This window comes from Streptomyces griseoloalbus (assembly GCA_014650015.1).
Taxonomy (GTDB): domain Bacteria; phylum Actinomycetota; class Actinomycetes; order Streptomycetales; family Streptomycetaceae; genus Streptomyces; species Streptomyces griseoloalbus.
Genome location: BMUD01000007.1, coordinates 269371 through 288596, shown reverse-complemented (window position 1 = coordinate 288596; position 19226 = coordinate 269371). Strand labels below are relative to the sequence as shown.

15 protein-coding genes and 1 pseudogene are annotated in these 19226 nt (G+C 74.1%); 7 read left to right on the top strand and 9 right to left on the bottom strand.

Annotated features, from left to right (window positions below; genetic code table 11):
- The first annotated feature begins 142 nt into the window (after positions 1–142).
- Both IE178_RS13810 and IE178_RS13805 read left to right on the top strand, forming a co-directional pair.
- On the top strand, positions 143–898 hold the full coding sequence (locus tag IE178_RS13810; RefSeq protein WP_193512453.1) for a hypothetical protein: 756 nt from the start codon (positions 143–145) through the stop codon (positions 896–898).
- A complete protein-coding gene (locus IE178_RS13805; protein WP_193512452.1) occupies positions 876–2450 on the top strand; it encodes a hypothetical protein in 1575 nt (524 codons plus the stop codon). Before IE178_RS13810 ends, IE178_RS13805 begins: the two co-directional genes overlap by 23 nt.
- Before the next feature lie 90 nt (positions 2451–2540).
- Here the strand turns inward: IE178_RS13805 and IE178_RS13800 are convergent, their stop codons facing one another.
- Genes IE178_RS13800 through IE178_RS13790 form a run of 3 tightly spaced genes read right to left on the bottom strand, consistent with a single transcriptional unit; the run spans position 2541 to position 7764 of the window.
- A complete protein-coding gene (locus tag IE178_RS13800) occupies positions 2541–3200 on the bottom strand; it encodes an RES family NAD+ phosphorylase (protein WP_193512451.1) in 660 nt (219 codons plus the stop codon).
- The gene (locus IE178_RS13795; protein ID WP_184764944.1) at positions 3200–3964 is read right to left on the bottom strand and encodes a serine/threonine-protein kinase; all 765 of its coding nucleotides are present in this window, start codon (positions 3962–3964) and stop codon (positions 3200–3202) included. Before IE178_RS13795 ends, IE178_RS13800 begins: the two co-directional genes overlap by 1 nt.
- Complete coding sequence (locus IE178_RS13790; RefSeq protein ID WP_193512450.1) at positions 3961–7764, bottom strand: CHAT domain-containing protein; 3804 nt, start codon at positions 7762–7764, stop codon at positions 3961–3963. The genes IE178_RS13795 and IE178_RS13790 overlap by 4 nt, the downstream gene beginning before the upstream one ends.
- A gap of 249 nt (positions 7765–8013) precedes the next feature.
- Between IE178_RS13790 and IE178_RS13785 the strand changes: the two genes are divergently transcribed.
- Complete coding sequence (locus IE178_RS13785) at positions 8014–8358, top strand: hypothetical protein (RefSeq protein ID WP_193512449.1); 345 nt, start codon at positions 8014–8016, stop codon at positions 8356–8358.
- The gene (locus IE178_RS13780; protein WP_193512448.1) at positions 8355–9011 is read left to right on the top strand and encodes a hypothetical protein; all 657 of its coding nucleotides are present in this window, start codon (positions 8355–8357) and stop codon (positions 9009–9011) included. Before IE178_RS13785 ends, IE178_RS13780 begins: the two co-directional genes overlap by 4 nt.
- A 41-nt stretch (positions 9012–9052) precedes the next feature.
- Here IE178_RS13780 and IE178_RS13775 read toward each other — a convergent pair.
- Positions 9053–9311: pseudogene (locus IE178_RS13775) on the bottom strand (DM13 domain-containing protein); the annotation flags it as partial.
- A 153-nt stretch (positions 9312–9464) separates the two neighbouring features.
- On the opposite strand from IE178_RS13775, the gene IE178_RS13770 reads away from it, so the two are divergent.
- Positions 9465–9758, top strand: coding sequence for a zinc-ribbon domain-containing protein (locus tag IE178_RS13770; RefSeq protein WP_193512447.1), 294 nt, complete (start codon positions 9465–9467; stop codon positions 9756–9758).
- A 50-nt stretch (positions 9759–9808) separates the two neighbouring features.
- Here the strand turns inward: IE178_RS13770 and IE178_RS13765 are convergent, their stop codons facing one another.
- Together IE178_RS13765 and IE178_RS13760 are read right to left on the bottom strand one after the other, a co-directional pair.
- Complete coding sequence (locus IE178_RS13765) at positions 9809–10513, bottom strand: TIGR03943 family putative permease subunit (protein WP_193512497.1); 705 nt, start codon at positions 10511–10513, stop codon at positions 9809–9811.
- 32 nt (positions 10514–10545) lie between these two features.
- Positions 10546–11622 carry a permease gene (locus IE178_RS13760; RefSeq protein WP_438874375.1) on the bottom strand — a complete coding sequence of 359 codons (1077 nt, stop codon included), beginning with the start codon at positions 11620–11622 and terminating at the stop codon, positions 10546–10548.
- A gap of 201 nt (positions 11623–11823) precedes the next feature.
- Here IE178_RS13760 and IE178_RS13755 point away from each other — a divergent pair, with 201 nt between their 5' ends.
- Positions 11824–13725 (top strand): NAD-binding protein, encoded by a 1902-nt coding sequence (locus IE178_RS13755; RefSeq protein WP_193512495.1) that lies wholly within the window; start codon positions 11824–11826, stop codon positions 13723–13725.
- 296 nt (positions 13726–14021) lie between these two features.
- On the opposite strand, the gene IE178_RS13750 is transcribed toward IE178_RS13755, so the two are convergent.
- Positions 14022–15854, bottom strand: coding sequence for a S9 family peptidase (locus IE178_RS13750; RefSeq protein WP_184764939.1), 1833 nt, complete (start codon positions 15852–15854; stop codon positions 14022–14024).
- Between the two features lie 227 nt (positions 15855–16081).
- On the opposite strand from IE178_RS13750, the gene IE178_RS13745 reads away from it, so the two are divergent.
- Positions 16082–16894: an SURF1 family protein gene (locus IE178_RS13745; RefSeq protein WP_184764938.1), complete on the top strand. Its 813-nt coding sequence runs from the start codon at positions 16082–16084 to the stop codon at positions 16892–16894.
- A gap of 22 nt (positions 16895–16916) precedes the next feature.
- Here the strand turns inward: IE178_RS13745 and IE178_RS13740 are convergent, their stop codons facing one another.
- Positions 16917–17969 carry a hypothetical protein gene (locus tag IE178_RS13740; RefSeq protein ID WP_318280027.1) on the bottom strand — a complete coding sequence of 351 codons (1053 nt, stop codon included), beginning with the start codon at positions 17967–17969 and terminating at the stop codon, positions 16917–16919.
- 353 nt (positions 17970–18322) lie between these two features.
- Positions 18323–18919 (bottom strand): SigE family RNA polymerase sigma factor, encoded by a 597-nt coding sequence (locus IE178_RS13735; RefSeq protein WP_193512445.1) that lies wholly within the window; start codon positions 18917–18919, stop codon positions 18323–18325.
- Positions 18920–19226: the final 307 nt, after the last annotated feature.

Genomic DNA, 19226 nt, shown 5'->3' with positions numbered 1-19226 from the left:
CGCTTCCCCGCCCCGGCCGGCGGCCCCACGGCCTCCCGGACCGGGCGCCGCGTACGGGCTTCCCGTAGCCCTCCGCATCCCCGGCAGCCCCGGACTCCCCGGACCGCCTGGAACTCCTGTCACCCCCGGAAGGAAGAGAACCGTGCATCGCTCAGTCCGTGACGGCCGGCGGGCGCCCGGACTCCGCCGTGTGGCCGCCCTGGCGCCCGCGGTGGGGCTGCTGACCGCGCTGGTCTCGTGCACCTCGCAGCCCGATCCGCTCACCACCCCGTGCGGTGTCGTCGTCGACGGATCCGGGTCGGGCGACGCGACCGAGAAGGGGTTCGACGCGGAGGCGAAGCTCAAGGGCAGCCTCATGCCGTTCCTCGAGGAACAGAAGTGCGGCACGGTGGAGTTCGCGCCCGTCACCCGCTCCTCCAAGGCCTCGTCCTGCCAGGTGACGCAGGTCGATCTGGACCCGCCCGGCAGTGAGACCACCAACCGGGACAGCGCGCGCTCCAAGGCCCGGGGTGCCGCCGGCAAGAAGGCGCTCGAGGAACTGGAGTGCGCGCGGACCCAGAACGGGTCGGACGTCTGGGGAGCGCTGGACCGCATCAGCGAGGCCATGCCCGGGGACGGCCCGGACGCCAAGCTGCTGGTGGTGAGCGACTTCGCGCAGTACGACAAGGAGTTCAAGATCTCCCGGACGGACCTGTCGACCGCTCAGAAGCGCGAGACGGCCATCGACACCCTGGTGAAACAGCGTGGCCTGCCCGGGCTCAAGGGCATGCACGTCTACCCGGTCGGCCTCGGCATGCAGTACGACGGCAGGCCCAGCGAGAGCGAGGACTTCGAGGCCTTCTGGGCCGAGATGCTGGAGGGGAGGGCGAAGGCCCATGTCCACTACGACTACAGGTGAGCCGCCCGGCCCGCGGCCGTGGCGCCGGTCGGCGCCACGGCCCGAGGGGCAGGGCAACCGGCAGCGCGTGCCGAGGGGGCGGCGGGACGGCACCCGCGCGGTCCCCCGGCCCAGCCGTCCGGCGGTGCTGGACGTCCGGGCCGAACAGCGGTTCCTGGACGAGGCCGAACGCCGCGGCAACGACGCCGCCCGCAGCGGGGCGCTGGATCCCCTGGTGCTGCAGAGCGACGACCGCATCCCGTACTTCGCCGAACTGGCGTCGCTGCGGGACCGGGTCATCCGGGGCATCGGCGAGGACACGCACCGCGCCGAGGAACAGGCGAGACTCGACGACGCGCACGCCCTCGCCGAGGCCGCCCGGCTGCGGGCCGAGGTGGAGCTGATCGACCGGGAACTGGCCCGGACCGACGAGCAGATCGCCACCACCACCCGGCAACTGGACCTGCTCGCGATGCGTTCGACCCGCTGGAACCGCTTCCGTGACTCACTGCGCGAGCGCATGGAGAAGCGGGCGCTGGAGGGCCGCGGCGGGCAGGACCCCCACCGGGACCCGACCGGCGGGACGGACGACGAGGACGGCCCGGCGCGCGGCGTCCGGCAGGCCCCGGACGCCGGTGACCAGCAGTGGGTGAACCTGGGACAGCCCGACCTCACCCCCGGGACACCGGCACCGCGCCGGACCGGGAGCCCCGACGACTCCGCCGCGGCCACGGGCGCCGGACTGGCCCGCGCGTGGGAAGGGCTCCACAAGCGTCCCGCCGTCCCCGACTGGATGAGGTGGGGTCTGCTGGGCCTGATCCTCGCGGTCGAGCTGCCCATCTACTGGGTGGCCTACCAGCCGTTCCACGGCATCGGCAGTGCCAACGTGGACGTTCAGACCGGTGTGCTCGCCGTGGGCACGGCAGCCGTGATGGTGGTGCTGCCGCACCTGGCCGGACTGACGCTGCGACGGCGACCGGAGACGGGCTCGTTCCGGGCGGTCTGGTTCCCCGCACTGTCCCTGCTCGGGGTCTGGGTCTTCCTGACCGGTGTGCTCGGTGTCGTCCGCGCCAAGTACGTCATGCAGACCGAGGAGCCCACGCCGGCCTCGGACGGTTTCCGGCCCGCCGACACGGACAGCGCCGCCGCCGGCAGCCTGATCGAGCGGCTGGACCTGGAGCCGTGGACGGTGACCTGGCTGTTCGTCGCCCTCCTCGTGCTTTCCGGAGGCATCGGCTTCCTGCTCGCGCTGTGCAAGGAGCACCCGTACCTGGACGCCTACCGCACGGCGATCGAGCGCCGCGGCGAACTGGCGCGGCGGCGGGAGCTCAGCCTGGTCGAGGCGGAGCGCGAGCGGGTCACCGCGGACACCGCCGAGGCCCGGCGCGAGGACCGCAGGGCAGCGGCGGAGGACAGGGTGCGGGCCGCCCGCGAACTCCACGAGGCGGCGGCCCACCGCTACCTCAACGGAGTCCTCATGACGGCCAAGGAGCCGGCGGTCACGGAGGCGGCGATGCGGCTGTCCCAGAAGTGGCCCCTCCTCCCGATGACCCGCAGCGAGGTCTCCGCCTGACCCGGGGCACGTCGGTCGACCGCACGACCGGAGCCCGCTGCCCCGGCCCTCCGCAAGGGCCGGGGCAGCGGGCTCGAACCGTGTAGCGGGTCAGCTCAGGGGAGCGGAGATCACCGACCGCAGGGGGCTCAACAGCCGGTTGGCCCTCTCCAGTCCTTCCCGGGAGTCCAGCCGCCAGCTCTCCTCCGGCGCCTGATCCGCCGGGCACGGCGCACCCCGGTCGCCGAAGAACTGCACGGCGGCACGGGGCCGGCACCTCTTGGACGTCCACCGCAGCCCCTGCGCGTCGGCGCAGTGCTGGCGCATCACCTGCACCCAGTACCGCGTCTTGTCGTACTCGCGTTCCTCGCAGTCGATCAGCCACTCGTCCTGCCACACCGACGCCAGTCCCTCGGCCGTGGTCAGGTCGAGGAGCGTGATGTCCTCGGTGGTGCGCAGCGCGGAGAGCCGGTACCGGGAGGCCTGCGCCCACGGAATCAGCCGGACCCCCGAACCGCTGTCGAACTCCACGGACCGCAGGAACACCTCGGCCAGCGCGGCCACCGGGTCCAGCGCGGCGTAGAGGTAGGGGTAGGGGTCGCGCTCGGTGGCGTCGAAGCGGTTCCCCTTGAAGAACTCGTGCGCCGGGCGGGGGTTGAACTGCGCCGCGCCGTAACGATGCCCGTGGCAGCGCCAGATGAGGCTTCCGGCCGGCAGCACGGTGCGTACGGGGTCCATGGCGACGCCCTCGGGCGGGGCCTGAAGCGCCATCAGTCGGCCTCCACCAGTTCGAGCGCGGCCCCTTCCAGCTCCTCGTCGGGCAGCGTGCCCAGGAGGTCCGCGGGAACGCCGTGCAGCCAGCTGTTCGCGCCCAGCCACCAGTCGGCCGCGCCCCACGGGTCCAGGTCGGCGCGGAGCAGGCCGTTGATGCGGAGGACGACGGGCAGCGGCTGCAGGGTGCCGGGCCGGAACTGGAAGCGCGGACAGCGGGCCGTGGAGCCGCCCGGCCGGGGATCGGCGAGCCGGATCAGACCCGGCTGGTCCCCGTGCGAGGAGAGGAGCGCGGCGTGCTCCCGCTCGGTCAGCGCGGGAGCGGAGAGCAGCCGCTCCCGGGCCTTCGCCAGCAACTCCCCGGGGCCCGGTACCGGGGGCACCTTCGCCGCGTCGGGGCCTGGTTCGGCACCCGTGCCGGACAACGGTGGTCCGGGGTCCGGCACGGCCGTGGCGTCCCGTGTCTCCAGCAGGTTCAGCACCGTCCCGATCGCGTCGGCGGTCGGCAGTGCCCGGCCCCCCGTGCCGTCGGCCGCGTACCGGCGGCTCCCCAGGGCGTCGGACACCGGGTGCTCCGGCGGCAGCGCGGAGAGCGCCCGGCGCAGTCGCCGCACGGCGGGGGAGGCGGACCGGCCGGCCGTCACCGCCTCGCGCACCTCGCGCAGCGCGGCGGCCACCTCCTCCCGGTCCTCCTCGTCGTGCAGGCCGGCGGCCAGTGACTGCCGATGCGTCACCAGCAGCGCCAGCAAGTCTTCCGGGGTCACTGTGGTGTACCTCCCGAGGGGTTGCCGTGATGGACGAAGGCCGCCCAGACGTCGGCGGCGCGGAAGTCCCTGTTCCAGCGGCGGGCGCGGACCCGTTCCAGCGCCCGCACCGGCGGCCGTTCACCGGGGTCGGCGAGCATCCAGCGCTGGGCCGCCCGCAGTGCGTCCGGCGGCGCCGATCCGGCGGCGAGCCGGTCGTGCAGGACCAGCATCAGGATCTCGGACTCGTCGTCGTCCACGCCCCAGCGCGTGCCGACGGCGTCGGCCGCGAGCCGGTGCACCAGCACGGACGTCACGGTCAGCGCCTCGTCGTGGTCGCGGGTGGTGAGGTCGGTCTCGCAGGCGCCGCACACCACGAGCGGCCCCCGCGACCGGTAGGCCTCACCGTCGTGCGGGGTTTCCAGCAGGGTGGCGAGGGTGAGCGGCTCGTAGTCGTCACCGCCCGTGGCCGGGTCGTCGGCGCCGGTGGGGCCGCCCGGCCGGGAGGGCGCCAGCCGGAGGGCGGAGGTCGTGGGATCGGGGCCCGCGATGCCGTGGCAGGAGAGGTGGACCAGGGACGCGGCGGACTCGGCGCGTCCCCCGAGCAGGGACAGGACGGTCTCCGGGGTGGCGGGCGAGTCCTGGTCCCGGTAGACCTCGGCGTGCGGATAGTAGGCCTCGTGCAGGAGCTCGATCTCCTCCTCTGCCCAGGCCAGTTGGTCGTCCCCGTGGAAGGCCAGCGCGGGACGTTCGCCGGGGGGCATCCGGGTCCGGGCCGACGCCCGCAGGAACTCCTGGCCCGAGGCCGCGTGCGAGATGACCGAGACCTCGAGGGCACGCACCGTCCCGGGTCCGCCGAGCTCCGCCGGGGGGCGCAGCACCGCCGCGGGCCAGGGCACCACACCCAGGGTGCCGCACGGCACCAGGACCAGCCGCACCGCCCGGAGGGCCGGACCACCGCCCGCGGGAGCGGGAACCAGCCCGGCTTCGGCGAGCGCCCGCGGCCACACGTCCAGCGCGTCCAGTACGGGCCCCAGCACCTCCCCGGCCCACACGCACACCTCGTCGAGCGCCGCCCGCCACCGTGTCTCGGCGCGCCGCTCCTCCTGCGGGGAGGAACCGGTGTCGGCGTCCACCCGCTTGCGTTCCGCGTCCGCCTCCAGGAAGGCGGAGAGCGGCGCGCGCCCCTCGGCGGAGAGCGCGGGCAGCGGCACGGACCGGGCGGGGCCCTCGGGAGTGAGGAGAAGGACCGCGCCGTCGTCCGTGCCGCCCCCGGGCAGCAGATGGACGAGAGCGTCCACGTCCGCCCGGACCAGCCCGTCCCGCAGGGCGGCCACCCGGTCGGCCGGCGTCAGGTCGTCGGTCTCCCGCTGTTCCGAGCGCAGCAGGTCGAGGGCCTGCCGCCGCACGTCGCCGGGGAGCCGGGGCCCGTCCCCGGCCGGCCCGAACACGGCCTCGCCCACCGGCCCGAACCCACCGGCACCTTCCGCCTTGTCCGACGCCGCTTCCCCCGGCCCGTCCGACGCCACTCCCCCCGCGCCGTCCGACGCCGCTTCCCCCGGCCCGTCCGACGCCACTCCCCCCGGCCCGTCCGACGCCACTCCCCCCGGCCCGTCCGACGCCACTCCCCCCGCGCCGTCCGACGCCACTCCCCCCGGCCCGTCCGACGCCACTCCCCCCGCGCCGTCCGACGCCACTTCCCCCGCCCCGGGTGCCACCGCTCCCCCCGCCCCGGGTGCCGTGGGCGTGATCGCCTCGCGCCACCGGGCCGCGAGGTCCACGGCGCCCAGGGATTCGAGCCGGTCGGCGACGCTCCTGGACTCGGCCGCCGCCGCGAGCACCAGGGAGCGGCCCGCCTCCAGGCAGTCGATCGCCTCGTCCACCCGCCCCGCGGCCAGGGCCCAGGAGGCCGCCGTGCGGCCGTGGTCCGCGCCTCGACGGGCGGCGCGCAGACCGTGCCGCACACCAAGCTGGAGCAGGACCTCGTCCGCGGCGGCCCGCAGCGACTTGCGGGCGGCGGACACGGCGGCCGGAAGGTCCTGTGCGGCCTGCGGGGTGCCGGGGCGGGCGGTCGCCCGGTCGGCCAGCGCGGAGGCGAGCATCCAGTACACGCTCGGTCCGTCCGGGGCGCCCTCGGGCGGCAGGAGCCGGCGGGCCGTCTCCAGCTCGGCGACGCATTCGTCGAGGGCGTCCGGTTCACCGGTGCGCAGGTAGAGGGTGTCCAGCCCGATGGCCAGGGCCACGCGGGTCTTGATCTCGAAGTCGAAGGTGATGCCCGGCTTCCCCAGCGCCGTACGCGTGCGCCGGATGCCCTCCCTGAGGTGTTCGGGGTCCGACCCGAGCATGGCGGACAGGGCGTGCACGGGGGCCGCGTTCAGATCGCTCAGCGTCTCCATGGAGACGGTCCCGGCGAGGCTCTCCATGGCGGATTCCATCAGCATGACGGCCTGGTGCATGTCCGCGCGCGAGCGGGACATCTGGGCGCGGGACAGATAGGCGTATCCCAGCGTGTACTCCAGGACCCCCAGCATGCCCTCGGCGGCCAGTGCCCCGGAGTCGTAGTCGTGGAGTTCGTCGATGACCAGGTCCGTGGCGGCGAGGTCGCGCGTCTCCCGCAGTTGCGTGAGACGCATCTGGAGGCGCAGGCAGTCGGCGAGGGCGCGCAGCGGGCTGCCGGTCCCGTCGGCCGGCAGCGGGGGCAGGCTCGCCAGGAGGTCTTCCGCCGCCTCCGTGTCCAGCAGGCTGCCGCCCGTCTCGCCCGCCAGCACCAGCAGCATCGACATGGTGACGTGGAGCCACTCGGCCTGCCCCTCGGTTTCGAACTCCCCGGTCCGGGCGGCGTCCCGGAGCTGTTCCAGCGCGGTGTGCAGGTGACCGCGGTCCCTGGTGCGCAGGGCCAGCGAGATCCGCAGCATCACGGCGACCATGCGGGACGACAACGGGGAGCCGGGCCGTGACAGCCGGCTGATGATGCCGGGGACTTCCTCGCCCCGCACGGCCTGGGGGAACGTCGCCTCCAGCAGGGCCAGGAATTCCGGTACGAGGGCGTCGCCGTCCTCCTGCGAGCCGGACTGCTCGTGCCCGGTGAGGGAGTGGGAGCCCGCGCTCGTTCGCATCAGGGCGGCGGCGTTCTCCATGACATGGCGGAGCTGCGGAGGGAGGTGGACGGAGCTCGCCCGCATCGCCTCCGCGAACTCGGCCACCGCCTCCCTGTCGTCCATCCGGAGTGTCGTGAGCCGGGCGAGGGTGTCCATGAGTCGCCGTGTCGGGGCCGGAAGCTCGTCCCCGAGGCCGGCTTCATGCGCCAGCCGGTACAGCAGCAGGATGTCCTCGACGTACCCGGGGCCGCCGTGACTCCCCGGCCTGCCCACCCGCATCATCTCGATGAAGGTCGCCTCGTCCAGGGAGTCGGAGAACAACCCCGACACCCCGCTCAAGCGGCGGGCGAGCAGCAGGATCAGGTGCTTTCGCGCGGTGACGCGTGCCTGCTCCGTCAGCACGTCGTTCTGCCGTGCCGCCGCCAGCAGGGCCTGCGCCCTGACGCGGTCCGCCTCGTCGTCGCCGAGTACGGCCCTGATGGCGAGCAGCGCGCCCAGCCTGGCCTCCAGCCGGGCCACGGCCACGGCCAGGTCCCCGGGGCGCGCGTCGGCCGTGGCCGCTCCCTCGGTCAGGAGGGCGTCGATCTCCTCGATCTCGCGGTCGAGTGCGGGCCCGCGAAGGCCGTCGTACTCCTCGGGTGCTGTGGGCACCGAGCAGGTCTCCGTGCGGGACAGGACCGCCTCGGCCCGGACGGGCAGCGGTCCGGTAGTGACGTCACTCATGTTCCGTTCCCTCCCCGGGCCATCATGCCCACTGCGCGCCCTTGGCGGGGCCGGACCGGCGGCATCGTCACCCCCGCACCCGGTTTTCGCCCCAACTCCGCCCGGCGGCGCCCTGTTCGCGGTACGAGTGGGTCACCGCGCGGGCGTCTTTCGGGTGTTGGGCGCGCGACCGCCGCAACCGGGCGGCCGGACAGGGGCGGACCGGGCATGCTGTGCCCCGTCCGTGCAAGCGCGCACAAGGAGGCCGGCATGCCGGGGGAGAGCGTCTCGACCAGTACCGACACCGACCACGCGACGGCGGGGGCCGGTGTGGCGTACCGGGAGGTGACCGCCGACGACTACGCGCGTGACTTCACGCGGGAGGCGCAGGCGCTGTCCGTGGACGACGACACGACGGTGCTCAGCGGGAGTTGCCCCCGCTGCGGCTGCTCCTTCACCTTCACGTACCGGCCCCGGGCGTTCCGCGGCCCCCGGCGGGGTCCGCGGGTGCGGGAGATCGCCGTGATGTGCACCTGCACCACCGAGCACGAGGGGCGTCCGGCCGACGAAGAGGGCTGCGGGGCCTACTGGAACGTGAGGCTGGAGGATCTGTGACGACCGGCCCGCGGCTCACCCCCGGCCGTCCCGCCATCGCCGCGGACCGTGCGGCGGCCCACCGGATGCGGCGGGCGCTGGCCGAAGAACTGCCGAAGGTCCGGGAGGCCGCGCTGGCCTGGCGCAACGGCCTCGCCGGGCTCTTCGTCGGCCTGCTCGGCTTCGGCCTGGTCAAGGGCCGTACGGACGTCACCAAGCTCGCCTCCCCCTACGACGCGCTGGTGGGCGGCATGCTCCTGCTGTCCCTGGTGTGCGGCGCCGTGGGCGCGCTGTACCTGCTGCGCGCCGCGCACGGCACGCCGGTGGCGACGCCGCTGGTGCTGGAGTCGGGCGCCGGCGTGGCGGCTCGGTACGCCGGGGACCACGTGGAGGCCGGGCGCGCCCTGCGCGCGATGCGCCGGGGCGTGGTCCTCACCATGGCGTGCGGCGCGCTGCTGGTGGCGGGCGTCGCCTTCACCTGGTACGGGCCGGTGAAGGACAAACCCCAGCTCCTGGTGAAGACCCCGTCGGGCACGGAGTGCGGCGAGCCCCTACGCGTCGAGCGCGGCGTGGTCGTGCTGAAGACGGACACGGGCGAGATGAGGGTGTCCCTCGTGGAGGCCACGGCGGTCATGGCGGTGGAGGTCTGTCCGGGGACCGCGCCGGGCGGCTGACCGCACCGGACGGCCGACCGTGCCTCACGGCTGCCTCCCTGGGACCCATCGGGCAGCCGTACGAGCCTCACCGTGCCCGAGGTGGCGTGCTCGTGACTGATCAGCTCGCCACTCGCCGGCGTCCGCGGATCCGGCACCGGGATCGAGGGCGAGGAGGTCGAGGTGGAGGCCGGCGCGGATGCCGGAGCGCTGGAGGGGGGCCGCCGTCGGCAGGGCCTCCCGCACGGTCTCGTCCTGCCAGAGCTTCCACGGCTGGAACCAGTACGACCCGAAGCCCGCACCGGCCACGACCACGACCAGCACCCCGATGGCCGGCGGCCTGCCCAGCGCCGACGCGGGAGGGCTGGTGCGTTCGTGCCGGGTGGGGCAGTGTTGTGGCCGGTCACGTTGCCGACCGCCGTCACCGTCTGGTGTGGTGGGTTCGGTGGGCCGTGGCTCGGGAAGGAACACGACATGATCATTTTTGGTACCAAGGGGTATCTGTACCAGCTCGCGATACTGACGCTGGTGTGCGCCCAGTGCGGCAATCCCGCCGCGCACACGCTCAGGAAACGGGTCACGAAGTTCACGCTGTTCTTCGTGCCGCTGTTCCCGGTCTCGACGAAGTACGCGACGCAGTGCACCTTCTGCGGCGCGGAGCACAAGGTGACCAAGGAGCAGGCCGAGCAGCTTCAGGCGCAGGCCGTCGGCGGTCCGGGCGGGCAGGGGTACGGTCAGCACCCCCAGCAGCAGCCGTACCAGTCCTAGTCGGACACGTTTTGGCCGTACGCGTCCCGGCCGTACGCGTCCCGGCCGTCCTATGTCGCGTCGTACGGGTCCGGCGGGGGCGGGACCGGTTCGGCGCGCGTGACCCGGAAGTACGGGACCGGGCCGCCGTTGACGGGATCCCTGGTGCGGCGTGGGGTGTAGGTGCCGGTGATCTCCAGCCAGGTGTCCGGTTGCAGGACCGGGGGGATCTCGCCGGTCAGGGCGATCTTGACCGGCTGGGCGTCCGCGGCACAGCAGTTGAGGGTCATGCGGACCAGATACGGGGTGCCGGTGCGGTCCAGGGCCACGAAGCCGGTGATGCCGATGGGGCGGTCGCGCAGGTGGCGGCCGTCGTCGTAGACCGCGCGGGCCGCGTACTCCCCCACCCCCAGGCGCAGGGGCCCCCGTGCGGGAAGGTCCGGGAAGCCGAAGGGCTTCTGCAGGGCCGTACCGGTGTGGGTGGCGCTGTAGGAGCCGAGGGCCGGCGGGGCCACCAGGATCAGCGCGAAGAGGGGGAGGGTGAGGAGCCAGGAGATCCGGGGTTCCCGGTGCCGCTCCGCGTCGTGCTCCCGGGGCCCGCGGCGCCATGCGTACCGGATCGTCGCCGCCGCCGTCGCGATCAGTACCGCGCCCGACAGCAGGAGCAGCGGGCGCAGGCCGGCCTTGACGTAGCGCAGGTGGAGGTCGGTCAGGCCGGCGTGCAGCACGGTCGCGCCGAGCAGGAACAGGAGGGCCGCCTGGGCCTGGCGGTTCAGGTCGAGGCCGACGGTCCGACGCGGGTCGCGCCTCACAGCAGCACCGCTCCCGTCAGGGCGGAGACCGCCACCGCCAGGGCGAAGGTCACGGGGGCGAAGCGCAGGGCGAAGGCACGGCCGAACGTGCCCGCCTGCATGGCGAACAGCTTCAGGTCGATCACGGGTCCGACGACCAGGAAGGTGAGCCGGGCCGTCAGCGAGAACTGGGTCAGCGACGCCGCCACGAACGCGTCCGCCTCCGAACAGATCGACAGCAGGACGGCCAGGGCCGCGAGCGCCGGCACCGACAGCACCGGGTTGCCCGCCGCCGCGCGCAGCCACTCCTCCGGGACCACCGCCTTCAGCGTCGCCGCCGCCATCGCGCCGACCACGAGGAAGCCGCCCGCGTGCATCACGTCGTGCCGTACCGAGCCCCAGAACGCCGCGCCCCTGCTCTGTCCGGCGTAGGACGAACGGGCCGGTGGGCGCAGCCAGTCCGTGCGGCCGAGGCGTTGCCAGAGCCAGCCCATCGCGCACGCCACCAGCAGGCTCGCGACGAAACGGGCGAGGACCATCTCGGGGTCGTCCGGGAAGGCGACCGCCGTCGCCGTCAGCACGATCGGGTTGATCGCGGGGGCGGACAGCAGGAACGCCAGGGCCGCCGCCGGGGCCACTCCCCTGCGCACCAGCGCGCCCGCCACCGGGACGGACGCGCACTCGCAGCCGGGGAGCACCGCCCCCGCCGCCCCCGCGACCGGTACGGCCAGCGCCGTACGTTTCGGCAGGGCGCGGGCGAAGAACGACGGCGGGACGAACACGGCGATCGCCGCCGACAGCAGGACGCCGAGCACCAGGAAGGGGAGGGCCTGGACGACCACCGCCACGAACACCGTCATCCAGCTCTGCATCACCGGGGCGGCCAGGGCGCGGCGGACCGGGTCCTGGACCATCACGGCCGTAAGCAGGACCGCGGTGAGCAGGAGCGGGGAGGTGAGGTGACGGGACTCCTCGGGGGATGCTTCCCGGTCGGCCCCGGCCTCGCGAGATGGACTGTGGCCGGGTCCGGGTCCGGGTTCGGGCTCGGGCTCGGGTCCGGCGGTTCCGCGCGGGGGTGTTCTGGTGATGGCCACGGGCCGGGTGCACCTCCGGAGATGCGCGCGAGAGAGGGCGGGGTCGCTTCGGTCCCTGTCCCTTGGGTACGGAGGGCGGAGCGCGGCCGTTCAGGCACGGCCGCGGTCCGGCCTGGAACCACCCGCCACGATGAGGCAGTCTCTTCCCTTGTGGTGAGCCTTCTTCCGAATCCGGCCCTGCCCAACGACCCGTCCACGCACATGGTGGTGTGCGGCGACGACGGGCTGGCGCACCGGCTCGCCGCCGAACTGCGCGGTGTGTACCGGGAACAGGTCACCCTCGTCGTACCACCGGCCGGGAGTCGCGTGCGGCAGCCGATGGTCGGGCGGGCCCGTGCGGCCTCCGCGGCCCTGCTGGACCGGGTCGTGACCGCCGTGAACCGGGGCAGCGGCGGCCCCGACGGCGCCGCTGCCGCCGGGGAACGGGTGGTGGAGGCCGCCGAGCCGACGGAGGCCGTGCTCGCCGCGGTCGGTGTCGAGCGGGCCGCCGCGCTGGCGCTGGTGTACGACGACGACGAAACCAATATCCGTGCCGCCCTGACCGCCCGCCGGCTCAACCCCCGGCTGCGGCTCGTGCTCCGGCTCTACAACCGGCGACTGGGGCAGCACATCGAGGAACTCCTCGACCAAGCGGCGGAGTTGGCGGGAGACGCGGCGTCGGGGCGCGGGGGCGCCGAGGCCGACATCGCCACGACCGTGCTGTCCGACGCCGATACGACCGCGCCCGCGCTGGTCGCCACCGCGCTCGTCGGCACCAGCAAGGTCGTCGACGCGGAAGGGCTGCTGCTGCGGGCGGTGGAGCGTCGGCCCCCGCGTCCCGGCGAGGTGGCCGATCCCGGGCTGTGCACACTGGCGTTGCTGTCCGCGACGAGCAACGACCCGGCCGGGGCGGAGGGTTCGGAGGACAGCGGCGATCAGGGCCCGCGACTGCTGCCCGACGCGGCGGCGGTGGCGGCGGCGACCGGACGCGGCACGGTGGTGCTGGAACAGGTGGCGTACTCCGGTCCGCCGCTGCCGGCCCGGCGGGGCGGAGTGCCGCCGTTCGGGTCGCTGTTCTCGCGGCGGTTGCGGTGGTCGCTGGCCGGGCTGCTGGCGGCCGTGTTCGCCCTCGCGGTGGCACTGACGCTGGTGACCCGGGATCATCCGCTGCACGCCACGTACGTCACGCTGCTCGACCTCTTCGCGATCAACGAGCCCGCGCACAACGAGTCCACCGGGCGGCAGGTGCTGCAACTGCTGTCGGGGCTGGTGGGGTTGCTTCTGCTGCCGGTGCTGCTGGCGGCGGTGCTGGAGGCGCTGGGGACGTTCCGTACGGCGTCGGCGCTGCGGAAGCCGCCGCGCGGGCTGGGCGGGCACGTGGTGCTGCTCGGGCTGGGCAAGATCGGGACGCGGGTGCTGACGCGGCTGCGGGAGCTGCACATTCCGGTGGTGTGCGTCGAGGCCGATCCGGAGGCCCGGGGGATGGCCACGGCGCGGCGGTTACGGGTGCCGGTGGTGGTCGGGGACGTCACGCAGGAGGGCGTTCTGGAGGCCGCGAAGATTCATCGCGCGGATGCGCTGCTCGCGCTGACCAGCGTCGACACGACGAATCTGGAGGCGGTGCTGTACGCGCGGTCCGTGCGGCCCGATCTGCGGGCGGTGCTGCGGCTGTACGACGACGACTTCGCGAAGGCGGTGTACCGCACCCTGCGGACCGCGCACCCGGGTGCGCTGACCCGGAGCCGGAGTGTGTCCCACTTGGCGGCGCCCGCGTTCGCCGGGGCGATGATGGGGCGGCAGATCCTGGGCGCGATACCGGTCGAGCGGCGGGTGCTGCTGTTCGCGGCGGTGTCCGTGGGCGGCCTCGCGCAGTTGGAGGGCCGGACCGTGGAGGAGGCGTTCCGGGCGGGGGCGTGGCGGGTGCTGGCGCTGGACACGGCAGGGCGTGGGGACGCGGCGGGGCGTGGGGACGCGGCGGTGGGGGAGGCGCCGGGGGCGGGGCTGGTGTGGGACCTGCCCGACACGTATGTGCTCCGCGGGGAGGACAGGGTGGTGCTGGCGGCTACGCGGCGGGGGCTGGCGGAGTTGCTGGGGCGGCGCAGGGGGGCGGGCGCGGCCCGCTGATCGACGGGTGTACGGCGTGGCCGCTGGGGGTGGGTTTCACTCACCGCGTTCGCGGGGTGCCGCTGCGCCCACCCGTGCCGCCCCAGCGGCACGACTGCCCGCAGCTGCGGGCGGTAAGCAGGCACAGCGGCACCGCGGCCCCCAACTGCGGGGCGGGATGCGGACCCCCCAGCTGCCGGGCGGGAGGCAAACCCAGCGGCACCGCGGACCTCGACTGCCGGGCGGGAGGCAAACCCAGCGGCACGACTGCCCGCAGCTGCGGGCGGTAAGCAGGCACAGCGGCACCGCGGCACCGGTCAGGGGGCGGGGGAGAGGTGACGGTTTGCGAAGTCGAGTTCCAGGCGTACCTGCTTGATGCGTTCGTCGACCACCAGGGAGCCGTGGCCCGCCTCGTAGCGGTAGACCTCGTGGACCGCGTCGCGGGACTCCAGGCGTTTGACGTAGTTCTCGATCTGGCGGATGGGGCAGCGCGGGTCGTTGACGCCTGCCGAGATGTAGACCGGGGCCTTGACCTGGTCGACGTAGGTGATCGGGGAGGACGCCTCGAAACGGTCGGGGACCTCCTCCGGGGTGCCGCCGAGCAGCGTGCGGTCCATCGCCTTCAGCGCTTCCATCTCGTCGTGGTACGCCGTGACGTAGTCGGCGACCGGAACCGCCGCGATGCCCAGCGCCCACGCGTCGGGCTGGGTGCCCAGGCCGAGCAGGGTGAGGTAGCCGCCCCAGGAACCGCCGGTGAGGATCAGGCGGGCGGGGTCGGCGAGGCCGGAGCCGATCGCCCACTCGCGGACCGCGGCGATGTCCTCCAGCTCGATCAGGCCCACCCGGTGCTTCAGGGCGTCGGTCCAGGCCCGGCCGTAGCCCGTGGAACCCCGGTAGTTGACGCGGACCACCGCGTAACCGTGGTCGACCCAGGCCGCCGGGCCCGCCGCGAAGGAGTCGCTGTCGTGCCAGGTGGGGCCGCCGTGGATGTCGAAGACCGTCGGGAGCGGACCGGTCGCGCCGGCCGGCTTCTGGACCAGGGCGTGGATACGGCCGCCGGGGCCCTCCACCCACACGTCCTCCACGGGCACCGAGCCGGGCGACTTCATCCCTGGCGGGTCGAGGACGACACCGCCCGCCGTGGAACGGACCGCCGGCGGTTCGGCGGCCGACGACCACAGGTACTCCACACTGCCGTCGGGCCGGACCGTCGCACCCGAGACCGCACCGCGCGGGGTGGGGATCTCCACCAGCCGGCGCTCGGCCAGGTCGTAGCGGAACAGCTCGCCGCGCGCCTCGAAGCCGTGCGCGATGAGCAGGCCGGTGCCGTCCGGGTACCACTCGGCGCTCACGTCGCCGGGCAGCTCCAGCGCGAGGTCGGTCTCCTCCCCCGTCGCCACGTCCCACACCATCGGCTCCCAGCGTCCGCGCCGCTGATGACCGATGAGCAGCCGGGTGTCGCCCGCGACCGGGGCGAAGCCCAGCACCTCCAGGCCCAGCTCCCGCGTGCCGCCCTCGGTGTCGTCGAGTTCGGCGACCGTCGTGCCGTCGGGGCGCAGCACCCGCAGCGCGGAGTGCATCGCGTCACCGTGCTCGGTGTGCTCCACGGCGATCAGCGAACCGTCGTGCGAGAGGTCGCCGACGCCCGCCGACTCACGGTGCCGGTACAGCTCCACCGGCGCCTCGCCGGTGCGGGCCAGGTGGATCGTCGTACCGTCCTCGTCCGTGGAGCGGCCCACTACCGCCGTGCGGCCGTCCCGGCCCAGCGCGAGACCGGCGGGGTAGGAGGGGTCCAGGCCCGGCGCGGCGAGTTCGTCCTCACCGCCCGAGAACCGCTGGCGGCGCCAGACGCCGAACTCGTCGCCGTCCTTGTCGTCGAACCACCAGATCCACTCGCCGTCCGGCGACAGCACCCCGTCCGTGGTGCCGTTGGGCCGGTCCGTCACCTGGCGCTGCTCACCCGTCGCCCGGTCCCAGGCATACAGCTCGTACGTCCCCGTCGCGTTCGACACGAACAGGGAGCGGTCGGGGGCGTCCTGCGCCCAGTCGGGCAGGGACACCCGGGGCGCCCGGAAGCGCTTCTCCCAGTCGGGCATGTCCTCGGTCCGGTCCGGCCGGGCCGGCGCCTCGGACCTGTTGCTCTCAGTCATGACCCCATACTGCCCGTCCCGACGGCCATCGTGCCGCCGAGGTCCCCAGCCTGTGGACAACTCCGACCGGATCTTCCACCGGATCTTCCACCGGACTCTCCATCGGACTTCCATCGGACTTCCATCGGATGTGCCACCGGACCCCTCATCGGGCCGCGCCGTTCCCGTCCCGCGGCGGGCCGACCCCGCGGGACGGGAACGGCCTGCGGACCCGTACCGTTGAGGGCGTGTACCGGTTCCTGCTGACGCCCCGCTGGTGGGGGATCAACGTCTTCGTGCTGCTCGCCATCCCCTTCTGCATCTTCATGGGGTCGTGGCAGCTCGGCCGGTTCGAGGACCGGGTCGACGACCATCGCGACGCCGAGGCGCGGGTCGTCTCGGACAGGCGGGAGGCGGCCAGTCCGCTGGAAGGGCTGCTGCCCGTCACCAAGGCCACCTCCGGCAAGCAGACCACCGCGAGCGGCCGGTACGACACACAGCTGCTCGTGCCCGACCGGAAGCTGGACGGCAAGGACGGCTACTACGTGCTGACCCTGCTGCGCACCGACAGCGGCCGGGCGCTGCCCGTCGTCCGGGGCTGGCTGCCCGGCGCCCCCGACCCGGCGAAGGTGCCCGCCGCGCCCACCGGTGAGGTCACCGTCACCGGCGCGCTCCAGGCGTCCGAGACACCGGGCAACAACGGCGTCAGCGCCCGCGGCGGCCTGCCGGCCGGCCAGACGGCCGCGATCAGCGGGGCGTCCCTGGTGAACCTCGTGCCGTACGACGTCTACGACGCCTGGGTCACGCTGAACCGCGGGGACTCGGGCATGAAGGCGGTGCCGGCGTCCGCGCCGGGCGGCACTGGCCTGGACCTGAAGGCGTTCCAGAACCTCGGCTACACCGCCGAGTGGTTCGCCTTCGTCGGCTTCGTGGTCTTCATGTGGTTCCGCCTGCTGCGCCGCGAGCTGGAGTTCGCCCGCGACGCGGAGCTGGGCCTGCTCCCCGAGGAGGAGCAGGCGGAGACGCGGGAGCGCGAGCGGTCGAGTCCGTCCGGCGTCTGACGCCGGGGCGGTCCCGGCCGCGTCACATCGTGGCCAGCAGACCCGTCCAGTAGACCGTGCCCGCGCAGGCGTTGCTCACCGTCGTGGTGGCCGAGCTGGAGCCCGTCGACGCCGTGTAGGTCACCGCCACGCTGCCGTCGGCCGCACCGTCCTCCATGACCAGCTGAGTGGTCATGGAGCTGTCGGAGTCCGTACCGGCGGACGCACCGCCCGGCGTGGCCGGGTTGTCGGTGGGTGACGGGTCGGGCGAGGGCCCGCCGGTGCCGCCGCCCGAGTCGCCGCCCGGGGTGGGGCACGGCTCGGAGGGCACCCAGGCGAACTGCACCTCGTACGTCGAACCCGGCTCGAGCGCCAGTTGCGCCGCCTCCAGGGAGGGGTCGGGCAGACCGGCCGCCGCGTCCCCCGCCACATGCCGTGTCTGGCCCACCCTGGTGGCGTCGGCCGCGCCCTGCGGGGTCACCGTCACGAAGCCGGCGCCGTCGACGGTACAGCTCGCGGTGGAGACGTTGGTGACGCGGAAGGAGCCGTAGACCGCGCCCGTGGAGTCGGGGGCGGCGCTGCTCGCGACCGCCGGGCCGAGCTGGGCGGCGGTGCAGGCGGGGATGCCGGCCGCGGTGCCGGCCGAGGGGCCGGCCCCCTCCGTCGTGCCCGTGCCGGCGCCGGTGCTCCCGCCGTCGCTCTTGTCCTTGTCCTTCTTGTCGCCCTTGTCCTTCCCCTCGACTTCGTCGGAGGAGCTGCCCGTGGTGCTCTCGCCGCCGTCCGGGGCCTTGCCCCCGCCGGTGCCGCCCTGCGCCTGCGAGGCGTGGCCGACGGCGGAGGGATGGGCGTCGGGGCCGGTGGCGGTGGAGACGTGGACGAGGGCGGGGACGGCGGTGCCGATGAAGAGGGCGGCGGCGGCCACGCCGACGAGGGCCTGGCGCTTGCGTGCCCTGCGGGCGGGGACGGCCCGGCGCAGGTAGTCCAGGGTGCCGTCGGTCGGCTCCACCTCCCGCACCACCTGGTGCAGCAGGGTGCGCAGTTCCAGCTCGTCCGCGTCGAGCCCTTCGGGGCTCTGTTCGTCCAGGCCGTGGTTCACAGTTCCGTTCCCCGTGTGCGTGTGCTTCGGTTCCTGCTCGTGCGGCGTCACGAGCGCGCGCAACCGCGCCGGTCCCTTCGCGGGCTCGGACCCGGACCCGCCTTCGGATCCCGCCCCCGACTCGGACGCGGACCCACCCACGGGCCCCGACCTCGTCTCGGGCGCGGACCCGCCCACGAGCCCCAGCCTTTGCTCAGGCTCAGGCGCCGGGCCGGGTTCAGGCCCCGGCTCGGGTTCAGGCCCCGGCTCGGGCGCGGACCCTCCCTCGGCCCCCCGCGCGGACTCCCGCACGGCGTCGGACGAGTGCGAGCCCTCCGGCTCGCGCTCCTCGCGCCGCGCGTCCTTGCCCTCACTCATGCCGGCGCCCCCATGGCCAGCCGCAGCGCCGCGATACCGCGTGAGCCGTACGCCTTCACCGAGCCCAGCGAGATGCCGAGCGTCTCGGCGACCTGGGCCTCGGTCATGTCCGCGAAGTAGCGCAGCACCAGCACCTCGCGCTGACGGCGCTGGAGCCCCTTCATCGCCTTGATGAGGGAGTCGCGCTCCAGCAGGTCGTAGGCGCCCTCCTCCGCGCTCGCCATGTCGGGCATGGGCTTGGAGAGCAGCTTGAGGCCGAGGATGCGGCGCCGCAGCGCGGAGCGGGAGAGGTTGACGACCGTCTGACGCAGGTAGGCCAGGGTCTTCTCGGGGTCCCGGACGCGTTTGCGGGCGGAGTGGACGCGGATGAACGCCTCCTGGACGACGTCCTCGCAGGAGGCGGTGTCGTCGAGGAGGAGTGCCGCGAGGCCCAGCAGCGAGCGGTAGTGCGCGCGGTAGGTCTCGGTGAGGTGGTCGACGGTGGTGCCGGCCGCCACGATGTCGTCGGCGCCGTCGCGCTGACCGGGTATGCGGGCGGGCCGCGCTGCGGGCATGGGCGCGATCACCGGCATGCCGCCGGACACGCCGGACATGCGGGGTCGGAGGGCCTGGCGGGGCGGCCGAAGGGCCGTGCCACGCGGCGCTGTGAAGTCGAGTACCTCAGCCACGTCAGTTGGACACGCTTCCCCCCGTAAGGGTTGTACGTGCCGGGCGTCTCTTTTGCGGCGGCCGGTGCCACCGGACGCGCGTCCGCGTCGGGCGGCACCACCGACAGCACATCCATTGCCCTCATGCGTCCCGCTCTTCCCTGTGTCCCATATGAACAGGCGTCCCCACGCCCGGTTCCAGACGTCCCCACGTCTGAAAGACAGCGTCCCCACGCCCCGGAAAGGGTGACCG